This is a genomic window from Kingella oralis (assembly GCF_014054985.1).
GTDB lineage: Bacteria > Pseudomonadota > Gammaproteobacteria > Burkholderiales > Neisseriaceae > Kingella_B > Kingella_B oralis.
The window spans coordinates 234,947-255,012 of the sequence record NZ_CP059569.1 but is presented as its reverse complement, the minus strand read 5'-3'; the positions used below and the strand labels follow the sequence as shown (position 1 = coordinate 255,012).

The 20,066-nt window shown below is 57.0% G+C and carries 17 protein-coding genes; 7 read left to right on the top strand and 10 right to left on the bottom strand.

The features are described 5' to 3' along the window. Nucleotides 1–13 precede the first annotated feature (13 nt). The 3 genes from trkA to H3L93_RS01300 all read left to right on the top strand — a co-directional run bounded on the left by trkA (nt 14) and on the right by H3L93_RS01300 (nt 2,953). On the top strand, nt 14–1,423 hold the full coding sequence (trkA, locus tag H3L93_RS01310) for a Trk system potassium transporter TrkA (RefSeq protein ID WP_003797852.1): 1,410 nt from the start codon (nt 14–16) through the stop codon (nt 1,421–1,423). Nucleotides 1,424–1,598: 175 nt separating this feature from the next. Further along, a complete protein-coding gene (locus H3L93_RS01305; protein ID WP_182077717.1) occupies nt 1,599–2,381 on the top strand; it encodes a TrmH family RNA methyltransferase in 783 nt (260 codons plus the stop codon). 194 nt (nt 2,382–2,575) lie between these two features. Then, entirely contained in the window at nt 2,576–2,953 is a 378-nt protein-coding gene (locus H3L93_RS01300; protein WP_003797860.1) for a hypothetical protein, read from the top strand. Between the two features lie 144 nt (nt 2,954–3,097). Here the strand turns inward: H3L93_RS01300 and H3L93_RS01295 are convergent, their stop codons facing one another. The 8 genes from H3L93_RS01295 to H3L93_RS01260 all read right to left on the bottom strand — a co-directional run bounded on the left by H3L93_RS01295 (nt 3,098) and on the right by H3L93_RS01260 (nt 14,159). Then, nucleotides 3,098–5,917 carry a class I SAM-dependent DNA methyltransferase gene (locus H3L93_RS01295; protein WP_003797864.1) on the bottom strand — a complete coding sequence of 940 codons (2,820 nt, stop codon included), beginning with the start codon at nt 5,915–5,917 and terminating at the stop codon, nt 3,098–3,100. Nucleotides 5,918–6,062: 145 nt separating this feature from the next. Next, entirely contained in the window at nt 6,063–9,533 is a 3,471-nt protein-coding gene (mfd, locus tag H3L93_RS01290; RefSeq protein ID WP_003797868.1) for a transcription-repair coupling factor, read from the bottom strand. A gap of 151 nt (nt 9,534–9,684) precedes the next feature. Next, nucleotides 9,685–10,383: a hypothetical protein gene (locus H3L93_RS12995; protein ID WP_040559015.1), complete on the bottom strand. Its 699-nt coding sequence runs from the start codon at nt 10,381–10,383 to the stop codon at nt 9,685–9,687. 128 nt (nt 10,384–10,511) lie between these two features. Continuing rightward, nucleotides 10,512–11,252, bottom strand: a complete 741-nt coding sequence (locus H3L93_RS01280) for a metallophosphoesterase (RefSeq protein WP_003797873.1) — start codon at nt 11,250–11,252, stop codon at nt 10,512–10,514. A gap of 43 nt (nt 11,253–11,295) precedes the next feature. After that, entirely contained in the window at nt 11,296–11,514 is a 219-nt protein-coding gene (locus H3L93_RS01275; RefSeq protein WP_003797876.1) for a sulfurtransferase TusA family protein, read from the bottom strand. Between the two features lie 212 nt (nt 11,515–11,726). Beyond that, nucleotides 11,727–11,978, bottom strand: a complete 252-nt coding sequence (locus H3L93_RS01270) for a hypothetical protein (RefSeq protein WP_040559017.1) — start codon at nt 11,976–11,978, stop codon at nt 11,727–11,729. A gap of 20 nt (nt 11,979–11,998) precedes the next feature. Further along, complete coding sequence (locus H3L93_RS01265) at nt 11,999–13,081, bottom strand: alkene reductase (protein ID WP_003797880.1); 1,083 nt, start codon at nt 13,079–13,081, stop codon at nt 11,999–12,001. A gap of 223 nt (nt 13,082–13,304) precedes the next feature. Continuing rightward, the gene (locus H3L93_RS01260; RefSeq protein ID WP_003797886.1) at nt 13,305–14,159 is read right to left on the bottom strand and encodes an N-acyl homoserine lactonase family protein; all 855 of its coding nucleotides are present in this window, start codon (nt 14,157–14,159) and stop codon (nt 13,305–13,307) included. A gap of 138 nt (nt 14,160–14,297) precedes the next feature. Here H3L93_RS01260 and H3L93_RS01255 point away from each other — a divergent pair, with 138 nt between their 5' ends. The 4 genes from H3L93_RS01255 to H3L93_RS01240 all read left to right on the top strand — a co-directional run bounded on the left by H3L93_RS01255 (nt 14,298) and on the right by H3L93_RS01240 (nt 17,675). Next, a complete protein-coding gene (locus H3L93_RS01255; RefSeq protein ID WP_003797888.1) occupies nt 14,298–14,840 on the top strand; it encodes a TetR/AcrR family transcriptional regulator in 543 nt (180 codons plus the stop codon). A gap of 11 nt (nt 14,841–14,851) precedes the next feature. After that, the gene (locus H3L93_RS01250; RefSeq protein ID WP_003797890.1) at nt 14,852–15,721 is read left to right on the top strand and encodes a LysR family transcriptional regulator; all 870 of its coding nucleotides are present in this window, start codon (nt 14,852–14,854) and stop codon (nt 15,719–15,721) included. 181 nt (nt 15,722–15,902) lie between these two features. Then, complete coding sequence (locus H3L93_RS01245; RefSeq protein WP_003797894.1) at nt 15,903–16,439, top strand: hypothetical protein; 537 nt, start codon at nt 15,903–15,905, stop codon at nt 16,437–16,439. A 3-nt stretch (nt 16,440–16,442) separates the two neighbouring features. After that, nucleotides 16,443–17,675 (top strand): beta-ketoacyl-ACP synthase, encoded by a 1,233-nt coding sequence (locus H3L93_RS01240; protein ID WP_003797896.1) that lies wholly within the window; start codon nt 16,443–16,445, stop codon nt 17,673–17,675. A gap of 489 nt (nt 17,676–18,164) precedes the next feature. Here H3L93_RS01240 and H3L93_RS01235 read toward each other — a convergent pair whose 3' ends face one another. Both H3L93_RS01235 and H3L93_RS01230 read right to left on the bottom strand, forming a co-directional pair. After that, complete coding sequence (locus tag H3L93_RS01235) at nt 18,165–18,875, bottom strand: thiol:disulfide interchange protein DsbA/DsbL (protein ID WP_003797898.1); 711 nt, start codon at nt 18,873–18,875, stop codon at nt 18,165–18,167. A gap of 20 nt (nt 18,876–18,895) precedes the next feature. Further along, the gene (locus H3L93_RS01230; RefSeq protein ID WP_040559020.1) at nt 18,896–19,900 is read right to left on the bottom strand and encodes an SPOR domain-containing protein; all 1,005 of its coding nucleotides are present in this window, start codon (nt 19,898–19,900) and stop codon (nt 18,896–18,898) included. Between the last annotated feature and the right edge of the window lie 166 nt (nt 19,901–20,066).

Genomic DNA, 20,066 nt, shown 5'->3' with positions numbered 1-20,066 from the left:
TTGCAAAACCCCCGTGAAAATCCTGATTTTAGGCTGCGGACAAGTCGGCTCCGCCATTGCCGAAGAACTCGCCACCATGCCCAACAACGACGTAACCATCGTTGATACCAATGAACAAGCGTTGAAAAACATCGCCAGCCGCTTGGATGTGCAAACGCTGGTGGGCAACGCCGCCTCGCCCGTGCTGCTAGAACAAGCAGGCGCGCCCGACACCGATATGCTGCTCGCGCTCACCCGCAGCGACGAAACCAACCTTGTTGCCTGCAAACTTGCCGCCACGCTGTTCAACATCCCGCAGCGCATCGCCCGCGTGCGCAATTCCGCCTACCAAGAATACGGCGAAACCGACCAAGACCCCGACACCCTATCCGCCAGCCTCAAAGCCTTTGACATCACCGATTCCATCCACCCCGAGCATCTGCTCACCGAACACATCGCAGGCTTATTAAGCTATGTACGCGCCCTGCAAGTGCTGCCCTTTGCCCACGACAAAGTGCGCATGGTGGTCGCCGAAGCCAAAGCCGAAGACTGGCTGGTGGGCAAAAGCCTCGTGCAAATCAACGCCCAGCTGGGCGAAACCCTCGACTGCCAAATCTCCGCCATCTACCGCAACACGCGCCTGATTGTGCCGCAGCCTGAAACCGTCATCGAAGAAGGCGACGAAATCGCCTTTATGGTTGATTCCAAACACATGGCGGCGGTGATGTATGTGCTGTTTGAATACAACCAATCCAATCATCGCGTGATGATTGCGGGCGGCGGCAACGTGGGCTTTCGGCTGGCAAAAAAAATGGAACACAAGTTCAACATCAAAATCATTGAAGAAGATGCCCAACGCGCCGAATGGCTTGCCGAGCAGCTAGACAACACGCTGGTATTGTACGGCTCTGCCACCGATGAAAGCCTGCTCACGCGCGAATACATCAACGAAATTGACGTGTTTTGCGCCCTAACCAACGACGATGAAAACAACATCATGGCAGGCCTGCTCGCCAAAAACCTCGGCGCAAAACGCGTCATCAGCGTCATCAACCGCGCCCGCTATGTGGATTTGCTCACCGGCAACCAGCTGGACATCATCGTTTCGCCGCACCAAATCACCATCGGCAGCGTGCTCGCCCATGTGCGCCGCGGCGACATCGCCGCCATCTATCCCCTGCGGCGCGGCGCGGCGGAAGTCATCGAAGCCGTTGTGCACGGCGACCGCGCCACCTCATCGCTGGTGGGACGGCGCGTGGACGAAGTCAAATGGCCCTCCACCTGCCACATCGCCGCCATCGTGCGCGGCGACGAAGTCATCATGGGGCGGCACCACGACCAAATCCTTGCCGACGGCGATAGGCTGGTGCTGTTCGTTTCCCGCCGCCGCATCTCGCGCGAGTTGGAAAAGCTCATCCAAGTGAAAATGGGCTTTTTCGGCTGAACACGTTTTCAGGCTGCCTTTGGAACGCGCATCAAGGCAGCCTGAAAAACGCAAACCAAGCCCATCCCAATATTCCATCCCGTTTTCGTTTCACAAAAATCCGCCAACCCTTTTGAGCTTCGCCAAGCCCGCCAACCCGATTTCAGGCTGCCTCTTGCCACCCATTCCCAACACCATGCCGCCCATCCAATCCCCGCAAAACCCCCAGCTCAAACACCTCGCCAAAATCCTAACCGCCACTAAGCACCGCCGCGAACACCGGCAAGCCGCGCTGGAAGGCGCGCACCTGCTCGCCGCCTATTTAGATGCAGGCAACACGCCGCAGCAGGTATACATCCCCGAGCCGAAATTGCGGCAGCCTGAAACCGCCACGCTCGCCGCAAGGCTGCCTGAAAACCGCATCACCCCCGTCGCCCCCCATTTGTTGCAAAAAATCAGCAGTCTGGACCACGCCGACGACATCATCAGCCTCATCGCCCTGCCCTGCCCCGCGCCGCCCGCCCGCGAAGACTGCATCGTGTTAGACGCGGTGCAAGACGCAGGCAACGTGGGCACGGTGCTGCGCAGCGCGGCGGCGGCAGGCATCCGCCATGTGGTGCTGGGCGCGGGCTGCGCCGATGCCTATTCGCCCAAAGTGTTGCGCGCGGGCATGGGCGCGCATTTTGCGCTCACGCTGCACGAGCGCGTGAATTTGCGCGACTGGCTGGCAGGCTACCCCCACCGCACGCTCGCCACCGCGCTGACGGAACACAACAATTTTTCGTTGTACGAATTGGATTTGCGCCCACCATCCGCATGGATTTTCGGCAACGAAGGCAGCGGCGTGTCGCCAGACATTCTTGCCGCCGCCGATGCCACGGTCAAAATCCCCATGCAAGGCGCGGTGGAATCGCTCAACATCGCCCAAGCCGCCACCATCTGCCTGTTTGAACAAATGCGGCAACGCTTGGCATCCTGAAAAACCCAATCTTTGAATCGGCCGCGCCCACGTTATTTTCAGGCTGCCCTCGGCGGCGCAAAAGCCTCGGCCGTCAACGCCGTTGCGCCAAACCGCAAACCTGCCCAAAAGTTGCCCCCGCCCGCAATACTCTCTACAATGCCCGTGTGCCGCCCGCTGCGGACTATTTTTATAACGAACGAAAGGACAACCCTATGAAACAAAAATTCACCTTAGCCGCGCTTACGATTGCCCTGTTTACCGCCCCCGCGCTTGCTGCGCCCACCGCGCAACAAGAGCAGCTCAACGAAGACTGCGCCATTGTTGCCAACATCGCCTTGGATTCTATGGGGCAGTTTCAAGCAGGCAAAAACCAATTTACCGCGCTGAAAATGCTGCAACAAAAATACGTTAAGCCCGCCAAGCCCGAAGCGCAAAAATTGGTGGGCAACATCGTGGAAGGCATCAACAATATGCTCTACAAACAACCCAAAGGCACGATTGAAATCGGCAAAACCGATGCCGAACGCCAAGACCACATGCAAGCATGGGCGGCGGCGGTTTACACCACTTGCATCAACAACGGCAAATAACACGGCTGCCCGACATCAAAAAACGCCCGTCAAATGGTTTGACGGGCGTTTTTTTGGTTTTCAGGCTGCCTTATAGCTGGCGGAATGCAAACAAATAGGCAGCCTGAAAATGCCTAATCTTTATTTTCAGGCTGCTTTGAACCGCTATTTTGCCTTTTCCATCGCCAGCCGCGCTTGGTACAAATCAAACAAAAACGCCACGCGCTCGGTATCGTTGTCTGCGCCGGTGTAGCCGTAGGCGGCATCAACGGCTTTGTTTAATTTTTTGTGCGCTTTCACCAATTCGGGGTAAGGGTGGACGGTGTAACCGTTGTAGAACTGGGCTAGGGTGGGCGGGGTGCGTCCTTTTTGGATAGCGGCTTGGCGGTATTGTTCGCGCACGTTTAGCACGGCTTGGGCGGCGGCTTCTATTTTGCTGCGGGCTTGGTTTTCGGCAGTGTTTTCAGGCTGCCTTTGCGCGGCAAAGGGGAAGGGGAAGTTGTTGTACACGATGCCTGCGGAGTAGCGGTAACGGCTTTCCAAGCGCCCTGCCACGGTACGCATAAAGGCGTTGTGCATGGTGGAGCTGAGAATACCGAAGTGGTAAAGCGTGGCGTTTGGCAGGCTGAATGCGAGATTGCTGACAATGATGTTGCAGTCCATAAAGCCAATGGGGATATATTGGCGGTTTTCAGACGATACACTGGGAATCAACAGATAGTTGCCGCTTTCAGGCTGGCTAATAAAACCGAACAGATGCGGCACGGTGGCGAGTTCATTGGTGGCGGGGCGTTTGCTTTCTTTTCGGGTGATTTTTACGTTTTCAATGCGCTGCGCCACTTGCGGCATTTTTTTCAGATCATCGTTCAATTCTGTCAAATCGCAGCCTGAAAACCACAAGCACCAGCGTTCTCTGCCGTTAAGAAATTCATCTGCGCCCAAAAAGGGACGGATATATTTTTTCACCAAGGGTTCGGCAGCAAGCAGCGCGTCTTTTTCTTCGGGTGAAAGCAGCAGATACCCGCCATCGTTGGGCATTGAGCCAAAGCGGATTTCGGTTTCCCCGGAAATGGGTTTGCCGCGCCTTTCAACGGCAGGATTGTCGCTGTCCAGCAAATAGGCATTGATGTTTTGGGCGGCGCGGGCTTTGGGTTCGCCTGCAATATCGGCGTAATGGAAGATTAGGGGATTTTCAGGCTGCCTGTATGCAAAGGCGATAATCACGCAATGCACGGCGGCGACGTCTTTGCCTTCGTTTTGCCATTTGAAGGTGTGGTGGGCAAACTGGATGTGTATGCCGCGCGCAAACAAGGGCTGCCACAGCACGGCGGCCTGTTCGCCTTGGGTGATGCTGTTGGTGGAAACGAGCGCGGCGGCGATTTGGCGGTTGTGCGCCATATAGTCGGCCGCCTTTAAATACCATGCGGCAACATAATCCAACACGCCGCCGTTTTTCAGGCTGCCTGCAATCGCTGCCATTTCCTGTTTTTGCGCGGGCGTTTGTTTGTTTTTTCCGACAAACGGCGGATTGCCGATGATGTAGTGGCAGTCTTGCGGCGGCAAAACCGTTGCCCAGTCGGTGGTGAGTGCGTTGGCGCAGGTGATATGCGGGATGTCGTGCAGCGGAATGGTGGGGCGTGCTTTGCCGAAGCGGCTTTCGGCTTCGCGGTTCATTTGGTGGTCGGTGATATACAGCGCGGTTTTGGCGATTTCGCAGGCGTGTTCTTCAATCTCTATGCCGAAAAACTGGTTGATGCTGACTTTTTGGTAAGTGGCGATTGCACCCAAAGTATCGCGCAAATTGGTTTTGTAGAGTTTGGCGATTAAGTCCATTTCCAGGCGGCGTAGTTCGCGGTAGGCAATCACAAGGAAATTGCCGCAGCCGCAGGCGGGGTCAAAAAAGTGCAGCGCGGCGATTTTTTCGTGAAGCGCAAATTGTGCGGCGCGGCTGGTGGCGGATTTCAGGCTGCTGCGCAATTCGTCCATAAACAGGGTGTTGATGGCTTTCAGGATGTTTTTTTCGCTGGTGTAGTGCGCACCCAATTCGCTGCGGGATTTTTTGCGCGAGCTATTGGGGTCGTTTTCTTCCAAAATGCCTTGAAACATGGAGCCGAAAATGGCGGGGGAAATTTCGCTCCAATCCATTGCGGAGCAGGCTAAAAGCAAATGGCGCAGCTTGCCGTCAAATTCTGGCAGGGCGATGCGTTCGGCAAACAGGCCGCCGTTTACATAGCCGAATTGCGCCAAATCTTCGTTGAGATTTTTCTGGCGGCTTGGGATTGGGGTGCTGAGTGTTTCAAACAGGCGGCTGATGCGGCTGCCCAAATCGTCGCCGTCTTCGCGCGAAGCTGCCAGCCAGCGGTGAACCATGCCGGCTTCGTTGAAAATCAGCGTATCGTCTGCAAAAAAGCAAAACAGCAGCCGCGTTAAAAACAGTTCCAAATCATGCCCCGCATAGCCCGCTGCCAAAAGCTCCGCGTGCAGGCGCGAAATCTGATAGGCGGCTTCGCGGTTAATTGGGTTTTCTTCAAGGACAACCGTGCTGCGTTCCTGATACAGAAATGAAAAGGCTTTGGCGTGGTCGGGTAGTTCTACCAAGGTGCAACGCAGTTCTTTGTCTTCTTCCAAATCACACAACACAAAATTTTGGAAATCATGCAGCAAAATGTAGCGCGGCTGCTGTGCAACGGGAATGCCCCAGCGGTAGTCTTCCGCCTGCTCGCGCGCCCGCGCCAAATTTTTGCCTGCGCTTTTGGCTTCAACCAGCAGTATTTGCGGAATAAACGCATCGGCGTAGCCTGTTTTGCCGTCAAGTAGGGTGATTTTTTGTTCGCGGTTATATTGGTGCGCTTCAATGCCAAAGCATTTCATAAGTTCTTTGGTGAAGAGCTTTTCATCGGCTTTTTCTCTGGTCATTTGCCGGTAAAACGGGTCTGCGGCAAAGGCTTTCAGGCGGGAGGAGACTTCGCGGGTGGTTAGGGGCATGACGTGCCTTTCAGATTCAATTCAATCGGTTATCGCAAATATTAATGCGGAGCAAGGGCGGAGTTTGGGTAATCTGGTTTGTTGATGGTGTGGCAAAGGCAGCCTGAAATCGGTTTCACCTTGGCTTTCAGGCTGCCTTGCTGTTTCAGGCTGCCTTCCCACTCAACTGTTTCAACACCGCCCTTACGGTTCTCACCCGCGCTTCCACATCTTCCATCACCACGCTCACCCGCAATTTGTCCGCCCCCGCCATGCGGTAATTCTTGTTGGACTGCATCAGCAAAATAATATCGGTGGGCTCGACTGTGGTGTGTTTGCCGAAGGTGAGCGTGAGTGCATCGGATGACGCGTCGATGGCGGTGATGCCCAAGGCTTTGGCGGCCAGGCGCAGGCGGTGGCTTTCCAGCAGGGTGGTTACGGGCTGTTCGGGCAGTCCGAAGCGGTCAACGAGTTCTTCGTGCACGGCGTTGATTTGGGCTTCGGTTTCGCAGGTGGCGAGGCGTTTGTAGAGCACCAATCGTTCGTGGATGTCGGGGCAGTAGCCTTCGGGCAGCAGGGCGGGGCTGTGGAGTTTGATTTCGGTGGTAACGCCCAATGGCGCGTCCAAATCGGGCTGGCGGCCTTTTTTGAGGTCGCGCACGGCTTGTTTGAGCATTTCGGTGTAGAGCGTGAAGCCGACCTGCACCATTTCGCCCGACTGCCCTTCGCCGAGGATTTCGCCCGCGCCTCGGATTTCAAGGTCTTGCATGGCAAGGGAAAATCCTGCGCCCAGTTCGTCGGCGGCGGCGATGGCGTCCAGTCGTTTTTCTGCGTCTTTGCTGATGTATTCGGGCGTGAGCAGATAGGCGTAGGCTTGGTGGTGGCTGCGCCCGACGCGCCCGCGCAGCTGGTGGAGCTGGGCGATGCCGAATTTGTCGGCGCGATTGATGATGATGGTGTTGGCGTTGGGAATGTCTATGCCCGTTTCAATGATGGTGGAACAGAGTAAGACGTTGAACCGCTGTTGCAAAAAGTCGCGCATCACTTGTTCCAGCTCGCGCTCGCGCAGTTGCCCGTGCGCCACGCCGATGCGTGCTTCGGGCAACAGGGTTTCCAACCGCTCGCGCATGTTTTCAATCGTATCTACTTCATTGTGCAGGAAAAATACTTGCCCACCGCGTTTGAGTTCGCGCAACACGGCTTCGCGCACGCTGCCTTCGCTAAACGGTTTGACGAAGGTTTTCACGGCAAGGCGGCGGCTGGGGGCGGTGGTAATCAGCGAGAAGTCGCGCAAGCCTTCCAATGCCATGCTTAATGTGCGCGGAATGGGGGTGGCGGTGAGCGTGAGGATGTCCACGTTGGCGCGCAGTTTTTTCAGCTGCTCTTTTTGGCGCACACCGAAGCGGTGTTCTTCGTCGATGATGACCAAGCCCAAGTTTTTAAAAGAAATGTCGTCCTGCACCAGCTTGTGCGTGCCGATGACGATGTCCACGGTGCCGTCTGCCATGCCCGCGAGCGCGGCGCGGGTTTCTTTGCTGCTGTTGAAGCGCGATAGCTGGGCGACTTTGACGGGAAAATCGGCGAAACGGTCGGCAAAATTCTGCGCGTGCTGCTCCACCAAAAGCGTGGTGGGCGCGAGCACGGCGACTTGTTTGCCGCCCATCACGGCAACGAATGCGGCGCGCAGAGCGACTTCGGTTTTGCCGAACCCCACATCGCCGCACACCAGCCTGTCCATCGGGCGGGCTTGGGTTAAATCGGCAATCACGGCGGCAATGGCGGCGGCCTGGTCTTCGGTTTCTTCGTAGCCGAAGCCGTCGGCAAAGGCGCGGTAGCCTTCTTCGTCAAACTGGAATTTGTAGCCTTCCTGCGCGGCGCGGCGGGCGTAGAGATTGAGCAGCTCGGCGGCAGTGTCGCGTGCTTTTTCGGCGGCCTTACGCTTGGCTTTGCTCCATGCTGCGCTGCCGAGTTTGTGCAACTGCACGTTTTCATGCGCCGCGCCCGAGTAGCGGCTGATTAAATGCAGTTGCGAAACAGGCACATACAGCTGCGCTTCGCCGGCGTATTCCAGCAACATCATCTCCTGCGCTTCGCCGCCCAAGTCCATAGACACCAAGCCTATATAGCGCCCGATGCCGTGTTCTTCGTGGACGACGGGGTCGCCGATGCTGATTTCGGCAAGGTCGCGGAGCAAACCGTCGGACACGGCAGCGTGTTTTTTGCGGCGCGTGCTGCTGCGGCTTTTGGCGACGTATTGGTAGAGGTCGGATTCGGTGATGACGGCGATTTTCAGGCTGCCTGAAAGGTCTGCCGCTGCGGGAATGTCGGATTCAATAATCTGACCTACGTTGTTTACAGGCTGCCCCAGCCTAAACCCATACGCCAGCGGCGTTACCGTAATGCACAGCCGCTCTTTACTCTGCAAAAACGCCTGCCAGCCGTCCACGCTTTTCGGTTTCAAACCGTGTTGCGCGAAAAAGCCCAGCATCGTTTCGCGCCTGCCCGCACTTTCGGCGGTGAGCAGAATCCGCCCGTCAAAGGCCGTCTGAAAATCCTGCAGCGCCTGCAAAGGCTGCTCGGCTTGGCGGTTCACTGCCACATTCGGCAAGGCAAACGCCGCGCCGCCCAGCTCGGGATGAATCTGCGGATAGGCTTTCAGGCAGCCTGAAAACTGGTCTGCCGCCAAATACAGATGCTGCGGCGGCAGCGGCGGATAGGTTTCGTCGCCCTGCGCCATTTGAAAACGCGATTTCACTTCCGCCTCAAACCGCCGTGCCTCGGCGTGCACATCGCCCACGCACACCGCCAGCGCGTCCGCGCCCAGATAGTCAAACAGCGTCGCGCAGCCGTCTTCAAAAAACAGCGGCAGATAATATTCCACCCCCGCGCCAAACTGACCGTTGCTCACCGCCTTATACACCGCCGCATCGTTCGGATTGCCGTTCACTTCCTCGCGGAAACGGCTGCGGAAGATTTTTTGCGCCGCGTCGTCGGTGGGGAACTCGTGCGCCGGCAGTAGGCGGATTTCCGATACAGGCGCGATGGTGCGCTGGCTGTCGGGGTCAAACGTCTTAATGCTGTCGATTTCATCGTCAAACAAATCAATGCGGTACGGCGTGTCGCTGCCCGTGGGGAACAAATCCACAATCCCGCCGCGCACGGCAAATTCGCCGCCCGCCACCACGTTGGACACCGCGCTGTAACCCGCTTCCACCAGATTCTGCCGCAGCGCCGCAATATCCAGCCGCTGCCCCGTTTTCAGCCAAAACGTGCGCCCCAACAGAAACGGCGCGGGCGCAAGACGCTGCATCGCCGTGGCAACGGGCACAAACAGCGCGTCCGCCAGCCCGTTTTTCAGCTGCCACAACACCGACAGCCGCTCGGACACCAAATCCTGATGCGGCGAAAAACGCTCGTAGGGCAGCGTTTCCCAGTCGGGCAGAAACAGCGCGTTGTCCTCTGGGCGGAAAAACTGCCACGCCGTTTGCAGCCGCAACGCGGTTTCCGCGTCGGGCGTGAACACGATTTTCAGCGTTTCAGGCGGCAGGTTTTGGGTTAAGAAATATGGCAGGCTGCCGGCGGTAAGATTGAGCCAGCGCACGCGCGGGGCGGATGGGGTGGGGAGGGGGAGGGTCATGGTTTAGGTTTTGTGTTTGGGGTTGAAAATGTAGGTCAGGCATGGATGCCCGACGTTGTTGAATGGGTCGGTGTTTTGTCGGGCATGAATGCCCGACCTACGGCGTTTTCAGGCTGCTTTTGGGTATCGCTTCGGGTTGTGCCGATCTTTATCACATACTGATGGATAACCGAATACTGTTTTTGATGTCTTCAATAATGGCATCGGGTGCAATTTGAAATAACAGCATTTCGGTTTCATACGGTTTGTTTGCATTTTGAAAAAGTTCTTGTGAAAAGTGCCGCATCAGCGAGCAGTATTCGTGATAGGCGTCTTCGCCGTTATGGTATTCCACTTTTTTTCCCGATAATTCAAAAACAGTATCCAGATGATATTTGGCTAAGTTGGTATTTCTGCCAACAGGCTGGGGAAACAGCTTTTTACTGTTGCCATAGTTTTTGAAAATCAGCCAGTTCAAAGAAAAAATTACGCGGGAATCATAAATGGCATACAGCTTTGGATTAAGGAAAGAAGCCACTTTTGAAAACGATGAAATCCGCTCAAATACTTCTTTTGGCAGCTTCCCGTCTGCAAGAAAATCAGGCAGCTGCTTTAACAGAGCATCGTTTTCGGGATTTTTGCGAAACCCTTTAATTCCGCCCCAATCCCTGATAATCCAGTAATCTGTCTCCAAACTTCTTTCATGTGCCATCTTTTCTGAAAGTTTATGTTTGAGCATGATTTGTTTCTCTTTTCTGCTCAGAGTGTCATCAGAGATGGTTACAGGAGAGTTTGCAAGGATATTCTCCCATTTTGAATCTATGTTTATAGCTAAAAAATTTTCTTTAATTTGTTGAATCACTTTTTCCATCATATTTCCTTTATCAGTAAACCGTAGAGTGTGTGGCTTTGCCACGCACGCGGTTTTTTGTCTCAACCTTGTAAACCGCGTGTGCAGCAAGCTGCACACCCTACGCTTGTTTTCAGGCTGCCTTTGGGTTAATCGGGCAGTTCCAGCAAAAAGCCGTCGCGGTAGCCGTTTTGTCCGTATTCGTTGGGATAACCCAGCGGGTTGATGATGATGCGGCAGTCGTCTTGTATGGTATCGACGGCGTGGTGGGTGTGGCCGGCAATCCAGTGCTCAAAGCCCGCTACGTCAATCTGGTTGATGAAATAGGGGTTGAGCGGCGAGTCGGCATAGGGTGGCGCGATGCAAACAGGGTGCGGCGGAAAATGGGTGAGCACGATGGTGCGCGCGCGGTGGCGGAATTGTTCAATGAAATCCAGTTGGGCGTTGAAGCGTTCGATGTAGTCTTCGGGTTCGGCACGGCGCTCGTGCGGCGGAGTGCCTGCGGCGATATAGAAAAAGTCGGCGATGTTGTTGCGGGCAAGGGCGACGTTTTCGCGAAACTGTTTTTTGCCATCGCAATGCTGCCTGAAATTGCTCCACAGCGTGCCGCCAACGAAGGTGTAGCCGCCAAATTCCAAGGGGCGGTTTGCGGTGAGCAGCGGCGCGCCGGCGGCGATGAGTTCGCGCGGTAGCTCGTCGAGGTGTTCGCCGTAAAAATCGTGGTTGCCCAGCACGAACACGCAGGGCTTGCCCGCGGCGGCGCAGGCAGCCTGAAACGCTTCCGCGCCGCGCCGCCCGTTGCCGAAGTCGCCGGCGTGGACGATTAAATCGGCATCGGGATGCGGGGTGACGGTTTGGCCGTGGGTGTCGGAGAGGATGTGGAGTTTCATGGCTGGCGGGCGGTGGTTTTCAGGCTGCCTGTGCCGCGGGCGGTTATTTTCTTTTCAACACCAGCGTAAACACGCCGTTTGCTTCGCTGCTTTGCAGCAATTCGTGCCCCGTGTGGTGGCAGAATGCGGCAAAGTCGGCGGGTGCGCCGGGGTCGGTGGCGAGGATGGTGAGGGTAGCGCCGCTGTCTAAGGTGGCGAGGGCTTTTTTGGCGCGGAGGATGGGGAGCGGGCATTTTAAGCCTGTTAAATCTAGGGTTTGCATGGGGTTTCCTTAGTGAATGATGTGCCGATGGCAGCCTGAAACGGGGTTTGCGCTTGACCAAACGGTGTTTCAGGCTGCCGCAAGATGGCGGAACGAAAGGGGGCGATTTTAGCAAAGTTTAGGGCGGGCGTTGGCGAGGGCGTTTGACGGCATGGTGCGCGAAGGCAGCCTGAAAACAAGCGAAGCGGGTGAACCGCGCCTCTAACTTGTTTTCAGGCTGCCTTTTGCGATGGGCGAAGGTTTAGGCGGTGCGATTGGGCGCGGGCGGGATGGCGGCGCAACGGCAAAAGCTCCCCGCGCGGGTACGCCGCGATGCGCGGCGTGATAGGGCAAAAGATTGGGCTGAGGCAGCCTGAAAATGGGTTCATCAATCGGCAACCGCCATAATGGGCATACAGCGCGGCGGGGGTGATTGGGCTGCGGCTGACGGTTTCAGGCTGCCTTGTATATTTGTGCTTCCACAATTTGCAGCCTGAAAACCCGCTCAACCCAGCGCAGGATAATCAATATATCCCGCTTCGCCGCCGCCAAACATGGTTGCGTGGTCGGGCGCGTTCAAATCTGCGCCCAGTTCAAAACGGAGCGGCAGGTCGGGGTTGGCTAAAAACGCTGCGCCGTAGGCGATGAGTTCGGCGGTGCCTTTTTCCAGCTCGGCTTCGCCCGTTGCGGCGGTGTAGCCCGTGCCGGCAACCACGGTTTTGCCTTGCACCATGCGCCCGAACAGCTCGATTTCGTTGTCCTGCGGGTAGTGCGGCAATAATGGGAACATCGGTGCGCGCTGCATGATTTCCACAAAGGCGAAATCCAGTTTGTTCAACTCGTTGATTAAATATTGATAAGTGGCGACGGGATTGTTGAACGCGATGCCGGCGTAGGAGTGCAGCGGGCTGATTTTGATGCCGACGCGCCCGCCGCCCACTGCGTCGATAATCGCACGCATGGCTTCCAGCGTGAAGCGGGCTTTGGCTGCGATGCTGCCGCCGTATTGGTCTTGGCACAGGTTGGCGGAGTCGGACAAAAACTGCTGCGGCAGATAGCCGTTGGCGACGTGCAGCTCTACGCCGTCGAAGCCTGCGGCGATGGCGTTTTTGGCGGCTTGGGCGTAGTCGGCGATGATTTGGCGGATTTCGGCGGCGGTGAGTTCGCGCGGTGTCTCAAAATCTTTCACGCCTTGTGAAGTGAAGTGCTGCATGCCTTCAATTTTCACCGCGCTGGGGGCGGCGGGCAGAACGCCGCCACGGTCAACCGAGTGCGCCACGCGCCCCGTGTGCCAGAGTTGGGCGAAAATCAGCCCGCCTTTTGCGTGCACAGCGGCGGTTACTTGTTTCCACGCGGCAATCTGCGCGGCGGTGAACAAACCGGGCGTGAGCGGGCTGCCGAGCGCATCGACGGAAATATTGACGGCTTCGGACAAAATCAGCCCGGCGGAGGCGCGTTGGGTGTAATACTCGGCGGTTATCGCGCCGACGATGCCGTCTGAATCGGCCCTGCTGCGCGTCATCGCCGCCATCACCATGCGGTTTTTCAGTTTCAGGCTGCCTAGGGTGTAGGGTTGGAGGAGTTTCATGGTGGGTCTCCTATGTAGTCGGACATTGATGCCCGACTTTTATTAAACGGGATTTGTCGGGCATAAATGCCCAACCTACTTGGCTTGTCTGTTAAAGTGTTGCCAGTATAGTTTCGGTTTAGATTTGGATAAATGGGGTAAAATGGATAACATTTATCCGAATATGAAATAAAGCAGCCTGAAAATGCTATTTCAGGCTGCTTCTGCCATGCCAAGCACGGTTTTACCCCACCGCCGTAAACCGCTTCTCCTGCAGCCGCGTTTCGCTGTAAAAATCGTGGGCAAACTGGGTAATTGTGGGTTTGCGGCGGCACAGTTCGCGCATTTTGGTGGTGGACTCGTGGTGTTGTTTGCCGTCGATGCACACGCCGTCGATGTCGCCGTTGAGCATATATTGTTCGCAATAGGAAGCGTCGCCGCCAATCAAAACGTAATAATCGCCCATATCCACAATCACGATTTGATGCCCGAGCGTATGCCCCGGCGTGGGCACAAGGCGGATTTTGCCGTCTTGGGTGAGTTTTTGGCTTTTTTCAAAGGTTTCAAATGCGCCGTCTGAAAACGGCACGGTTTGGATTTGTTTGGAAAACCAGTCGGGATAGTGCATGGTCAGATAGCCGTTGAACACCGCGTCTTTGGCTTCGATGGCATGTTTTTCGGTTTCGGTGAGCAAAAAAGTGCTGTTGGGAAAATTGGGAATGCCGCCCGCGTGGTCGCCGTGCATATGGGTCATCACCACCCATTTCACGTTGAGCGGGTCAAAGCCGCGCGAGCGCAAAACCGCGCCGACTTCTTCTTCGGCTTTCACGCCGCGCCGTTCGCAAAACTGCATAAACGGATGCCACCACGGCTGATAGCCCGCATCGTTGGCGCGGCTGCTTTCGCCCGTGTCCACCACCATAATCAAGCCTTCGGGATGCTCAATCAGCCAGCAGCCGATGGGCAGATGCGGCGACCATTTATGGTCGGTGAGTACGTCCATCACGCTCAAAGGCCGTCTGAAAAAGCGGGCGAGCTGGTGGTGGATTTTGATTTGCACCCAACCTGTTGTCAGGCAATGGATTTTGATGTTGTTCATGATGTGTCTCTCTGTGTGTTGATTGGATAAAACAGATTGTATAGAGGCAGCCTGAAACGCGATACCGACAAAATCGTGCAAAAAATCAGCGTAAACAGATAAAATCGTCCGCGTGTATGCTTATTTCTGAAAACTGCCATGAAAGTTGATTTAAGAGTGGTCAAAACCCACCAAGCCATCCGCAACGCACTGCTCAACCTGCTTGCCGAGCGCGATTACGACGACATCGCCGCGCAGGACATCATTGCCACCGCGCAAGTGAACCGCGCCACATTTTACAAATACTATTCGGGCAAAAACGCCGTCGCCGCCGCGATGATTGCCGAATTCAAACAAGACTACGCCGCCAATCTTGCCGAACGCTTGGCGGCGGACAACCTGCCCGACTTTTTGCAGCAGTCTGCCGACGCTCTGTTCAAACAACACGCGCTGCTGCTGGCATTGTGGAAAATCCAAACGCCGAAGCTGCATCTGTATGACGATATGCGCGCCATGCTGCAAACGCATTTTGCCGCGATGCTGCCCGAAACTGCGCCCGACGACTACCGCGTGAAAATCATGGCGACGCTGCTGCTGGAAACCGTGCGACACTTTTTTGAACGCAGGCAGGCGGTGCCCGTGGCGCGGGTGTTGGAGGAGATGGCGGCGGTGATGCGGCTGGTACGCGCAGAGGCCGTCTGAAAAGGAACAACATGGACTACCTAAACGAAATGGCGCTCTTCGTCGAAGTCGCCCAAGCCAACGGCTTCAGCCGCGCCGCCGCCAAGCTCGGCATGCCGCAGTCCACCCTGTCGCGGCGCATTGCCGCGCTGGAAGACGCGCTCGGCTTGCGGCTGTTTAACCGCAGCACGCGGCGGCTGGAGCTGACGGGCGCGGGCGCGTATTACTTAGAACGCGCGCTGCCGATTGTCGCCGAAGCGCGGCTGTTGCACGGCGCTTTGGACGAAATGCGCGAAACCGTGCGCGGCGCCTTGCGCGTGTCGCTGCCGGTGGACATGGCGTACAACATGGTCGCGCCGCTGCTACCCGAATTTGCCGCGCGTTACCCGGATTTGCGCGTCGATTTTGACGTAACCCCGCGCAAGGTGGACTTGATTGGCGAGCCGTTTGACTTGGCGGTGCGCACCGGCAAACTGCCCGATTCCGATTACATCGCCACCCCGCTGGCAGAATTTTCAGGCTGCCTTTACGCCGCGCCGGGCTATCTGGCGCAGCGGGGCGAACCGCAGTCGCCCGACGATTTGGCGGCACACGAATGCCTGCGCTTTTCAGACGGCCTCTGGACTGTGCAGCGCGGCAGCGAACGGGTAACGGTGCAGCCGCAAAGCCGCTTCGGCGCCAACAGCCCCGGCATGCTGCGGCAGATGGCGGCGGTCGGACTGGGCATCGCGCTGTTGCCCGAAATCCTGGTGCGCGACGACGTGGCGCAAGACCGTCTGAAAGCCGTATTGCCCGACTGGCAAAGCGAAAAAACACCCGTCCACGCCCTCACCGCCACCCGTCTGCTCACGGCGAACGTGCGGGCGTTTATTGGGTTTTTGCGGGAGAAATGGGCAGAATAGGCAAAAAACCCGCTGACGGTCTGTCGGCGCACAGGTTACAATAAGCGATACCGTTTTATTAAACAGACAAACAGGCGTTGATGCCGTTTGAAACGCGTTTCAGGCTGCCTTTGGGCGATTGGCAAGGCAGCCTGAAACTGCAAACGTCATCTGAAACCCCAACCCACCCAAAGGACATCCCATGCGCTTTTTCCCAACCGCCCTTGCCGCGCTCGCCCTTGCCCTCGCCGCCTGCACCGCCCTGCCCCATCCGCAAACCCTGCCCGAGCTGCCGCAGCAGGCGCAATGGTTCAAATTGGAGCAGACCGATGCCGCAGGGCAAACCGTGCAAACCAGCCTGTTGGCGGTGGAACGGCTTTCAGACGGCATCCGCTTTGTGCAAACCGACGCGCTCGGCGCGCCCGTTTCGCGCCAAACCGTCAGCACGCGCGGTTGGCAAAACGACGGCTTCATCATGCCCAACGCCCAATCGCGCCGCCTGTTTGCCGCGCTCTTGCCGCTGATTGCCGCCGACCGCGCCGCAACGCTTTATCCCGATGTGAAGCAGGCGCAGCCTGAAACGCCATCCGAACGCCATCCGACATTTTGCCCCGAAGGCAGCGGCGCACTGTTCCGCTACCGCAGCCGCGATTTGTGGTGCGCCGCCCGCAACGGCAGGCAGTTCAGCCTCTCGTTCCCCGACCAAACCCGCTGGACTGCCAGCCCGATTGAAGAATAAAACATGAACACACCCGTTTACCTAAGCCGCCCCGCCGTAACCAGCGCGCTCGGCAGCGGCCTGCAAACCCATATCGACGCGCTGCTCAACCCGAATGCCGCCAACCCGCTTGTTTTTTCCGAACAGTGGGTAAACGGCAAAACCTACGCGTTCGGCGCAGTCGGCGAAACCCTGCGCCCGCTGCCGCACGACCTGCCTCCCCAACACGCCAGCCGCAATAACCAACTGCTCTGGCACGCCCTCGCGCAAATCGAATCCGACATTCACGCTGCCGTTGCGCGCTACGGCAGCCACCGCATCGCCGTCGTTATCGGCACGTCCACCAGCGGCGCAGACGAAAACATCCCGCTGTTTGAACACGTTGCCCGAGGCGGCGGCTGGGCAGACAAACCGTTCAAATATTTCCAAAACACCATGTCTGCGCCCGCGGGGTTTGTTGCCGAAGCCTACGGCCTGCACGGCCTGCGCTACGCCGTCTCCACTGCCTGCACCTCTGGCGCGCGCGCCCTAATCAGCGCGGCAAGGCTGCTGCGCGCCAACCTTGCCGATGCCGTGATTTGCGGCGGCGCAGACACCCTGTCGCCGCTCACGATTAACGGCTTCGCCTCGCTCGACGTGCTTTCAGACGGCATCGCCAACCCCTTTTCGGCAAACCGCAACGGCATCAATATCGGCGAAGCCGCCGCCGCATTCGTGATGACGCGCGACCCCGATTTCAGCAGCACCATGCAGCTTTTGGGCTGCGGCGCAAGCAGCGATGCCTACCATATGTCGTCGCCCCGACCCGACGGGCTGGGCGCGGCGCAGGCGTTTCAGGCTGCCTTAAACCATGCCGGATTAAGCCCGCACGACATCGGCTGGATTAACCTGCACGGCACGGGCACCCAACACAACGACAGCATGGAAAGCCGCGCCGTTGCCGAAGTGTTCGGCTGCCAAACGCCCTGCACCTCAACCAAGCCGTCCACAGGGCACACCCTCGGCGCGGCGGGCGCGCTGGAAGCGGCATTCGCATGGGGCGTTGCCAGCCGCGAAACCAATCCGCAAGGCAAACTCCCGCCGCAGCTTTGGGACGGCACGCCCGACCCGGAACTACCTGAGATTGCGCTGACAGACAGCGGCAGCGCATGGCCGGACGGACGGCGGATTGCGGCCAGCTCGTCGTTTGCCTTTGGCGGCAGCAATGCGGTGCTGGTGATTGGGGAAACTGCGAACAGCGCGCAAAAGGCAGCCTGAAACTTATGACCCCGAGGCAGCCTGCATAGTAAAGCTAAAAACAAAACCGTTTGGTATCGCGCCAAACGGTTTTTTGTCGGATAGATTGAAATCTTTGCGAGACCCAAGTAGCTCGGGCATTTGTGCCCGACAATTTTAGTCCGTATTTGTCGGACATAAACACCCGACCTAGTGATAACAACAGTTTGTTTTCAGCTTCGCCACGCCGCGTCGCTACGCAGACCGCCCCAAGGCTTTTGCAAAAATTTCAGCCTGAAACCCAAAACGGAGCGGCGGCTCGCCGCCAAAGGGCGTATTCAACAGAATTTTACAGGTTCGTCAGATACAGCGAGTCTTCAACGCACCATCGGTTGCAGGTTTTGCAGAGGTTATCCAATGCGTATTTGCGGCAGCCTGAAAGTGGAAAATCCGTGTTCGCCATCATCGTTCTGCGGAACACAACACGATTGCAAACACGGGCTTTCGTTTCAGGCTGCCTTGGCGGGCGGCTTATTTGGCTTTGGCGACTTTGTTCACAAAACGCGCGCCTAGGCTGCGAACGGGTTTGGCGGCTGCGGGGGCTTTCATGCCGCGTTCGTCGCGCACTTTTTGCACCAAGTCGTCGATGACTTTCATGCCCGCGTCAAAGCCTATTTGCTGGAAGTTCACTTTGTATTTGCCGCCCACGATAACGGTGGGCGTGCCTGTGATTTCGTATTGCTCGGTCCATTTTTTCATTTGTTCCGCCATGTTTTTGTTGCTGAACGAATCGTAGGCGGCCAACACTTTTTTGCCGTCAAACGCCGATTGGGCGGGCAGCCATTGGCGCAACACGTCGTCTTTGCCCAAATCGATGCGTTGCGAAGCAAAGGCTTCAAAAATCACGGGGTCGGCTTGGTCGCGCAAGCCTGCTTGTTTTACTGCTGCGGCAAGGCGGGCAAAGCCAAAGTCGCGCCCTTCGTCCCACACGATGTGTTCGGTGCGCAACACGGTGTCCTTTTTGAACGTTTTGGCGTGTTTGAGCAAGATGGGTTCAAGGTCTTTGCAATGCGGGCACCAGTAAGCAAAGAATTCGGTTACTTCGATTTTGTCTTTTTGCAAGGGGGCAACTTCGGCTTTCACGACTTCGTAATCCGTGCCTTCGGTGGCGGCGGAGGCAGGCAGGGCGGTTGCCAAGGCTAAAAAGGCGGCAAATGCGGTGGTTTTTAGGGTTGTTTTCATGGCTTTTCCTTATATGAAGATTATTGTTTGCGAGGGATGCTGTTTATGCCGTTTTGTTGCAGGGTTTCGCGCACTTGGTTGGCGCGGTTGCTGTCCATGCCGCGCGTTTGCACGCGGTAGAGCGTTTTGCCGTTGCTTTGCACTTCCACGATTTGGGTGTTGACACCCATAAGCGCGAGTTTGGCGCGCTGCGCTTCGGCGGCTTGGCGGCTGTTGTAAGCGCCTGCTTGCACGGTGGTGCGGTCTGTTTTGTTGCCGGTTTTGTTTTGCGCGGCGGCGGGCTGGTCGCTTTTGCTTTCTCTGGCTTGGGCGGGCGCGCGGTCGGCTTTGTTGGCTTGGGCTTCTTCGGCGGCGCGTTGTTTGGCGCGTTTGGCCTGCGCTTCTTGGCGGGCGACTTCGCGGGCTTTTTCTATGCTGCCGCTGTTGAGAATTTGCTCGGCGGTGGGCTTGGCGTTGCGGTCGGCAAGGTCTTCTTGCTGGCGGCGGCGTTTTTCGGCTTCGCTGAGTTTGGCTTTTTCAGGCTGCCGATTGTCGGCTTTGCTGTCGGCGGGTTTGGTTTCGGGTTTGCGCGGCTTGGTGTCGCGCGGGGTTTCGGTTTCGGTGCTGTCGCCCAACACAGGGTCGTCCATCATGTCGGGCGGGCGGCGGGCGGTTTCGGTTTTTTTGGATTTGTCTTTGTTTGCATTGGGTTGTTCATCAATCAGTGCGGGTTCGGTTTCTTCGCGCGGTTTGGGGGGGCGCGCACGTGGGGCGGAGGCGACGAGGGGTTCGTTGTCTTCCAATGCGGGCGTGGTGCGGGTATTGTCGGTTGGCTTGGCGGCGCTGGCGGGCACGTTGCCGGGCAGCAGCACTTCGGTTTGGCTGCTTGCGGCGGCGGGCTGCTGTCTGCTGGTGGCGGGGTCTTTGAAGTCGCGCGCTTTGTTGTTGTTTAATGTGAACAATACGCCTGCAATGGCAATCAATGCGGCGATTGAGCCTGCCATAAAGCTAAATAAGCCTTTGCCTTGTTGATGTTTTGCGTGCATAAAATTCCTTGGTTGCATAATGGTGTTTTCAGGCTGCCTCGGTGGCTAAAATAGCCGTGCATTGTAGCAAAATTTGTTTTGCTTGGCGGTTGTTTTTGAGGCTGTTCGGCGTGGTTGGGCGTTAAATTTTGTGTGATTGCATTAAGAAGCTGTATTCGCTTTGCCT

Bases quoted from the DNA above. Each gene is read 5' to 3' on its own strand.
- H3L93_RS01300 (WP_003797860.1), top strand. From the start codon at position 2,576: ATGAAACAAAAATTCACCTTAGCCGCGCTTACGATTGCCCTGTTTACC.
- H3L93_RS01265 (WP_003797880.1), bottom strand. From the start codon at position 13,081: ATGAAACTCCTCCAACCCTACACCCTAGGCAGCCTGAAACTGAAAAAC.
- H3L93_RS01240 (WP_003797896.1), top strand. From the start codon at position 16,443: ATGAACACACCCGTTTACCTAAGCCGCCCCGCCGTAACCAGCGCGCTC.
- H3L93_RS01230 (WP_040559020.1), bottom strand. From the start codon at position 19,900: ATGCACGCAAAACATCAACAAGGCAAAGGCTTATTTAGCTTTATGGCA.
- mfd (WP_003797868.1), bottom strand. From the start codon at position 9,533: ATGACCCTCCCCCTCCCCACCCCATCCGCCCCGCGCGTGCGCTGGCTC.
- H3L93_RS01275 (WP_003797876.1), bottom strand. From the start codon at position 11,514: ATGCAAACCCTAGATTTAACAGGCTTAAAATGCCCGCTCCCCATCCTC.
- H3L93_RS01250 (WP_003797890.1), top strand. From the start codon at position 14,852: ATGGACTACCTAAACGAAATGGCGCTCTTCGTCGAAGTCGCCCAAGCC.
- H3L93_RS01235 (WP_003797898.1), bottom strand. From the start codon at position 18,875: ATGAAAACAACCCTAAAAACCACCGCATTTGCCGCCTTTTTAGCCTTG.
- H3L93_RS01305 (WP_182077717.1), top strand. From the start codon at position 1,599: ATGCCGCCCATCCAATCCCCGCAAAACCCCCAGCTCAAACACCTCGCC.
- H3L93_RS01280 (WP_003797873.1), bottom strand. From the start codon at position 11,252: ATGAAACTCCACATCCTCTCCGACACCCACGGCCAAACCGTCACCCCG.
- H3L93_RS01255 (WP_003797888.1), top strand. From the start codon at position 14,298: ATGAAAGTTGATTTAAGAGTGGTCAAAACCCACCAAGCCATCCGCAAC.
- H3L93_RS01295 (WP_003797864.1), bottom strand. From the start codon at position 5,917: ATGCCCCTAACCACCCGCGAAGTCTCCTCCCGCCTGAAAGCCTTTGCC.
- H3L93_RS01260 (WP_003797886.1), bottom strand. From the start codon at position 14,159: ATGAACAACATCAAAATCCATTGCCTGACAACAGGTTGGGTGCAAATC.
- H3L93_RS01245 (WP_003797894.1), top strand. From the start codon at position 15,903: ATGCGCTTTTTCCCAACCGCCCTTGCCGCGCTCGCCCTTGCCCTCGCC.
- H3L93_RS12995 (WP_040559015.1), bottom strand. From the start codon at position 10,383: ATGGAAAAAGTGATTCAACAAATTAAAGAAAATTTTTTAGCTATAAAC.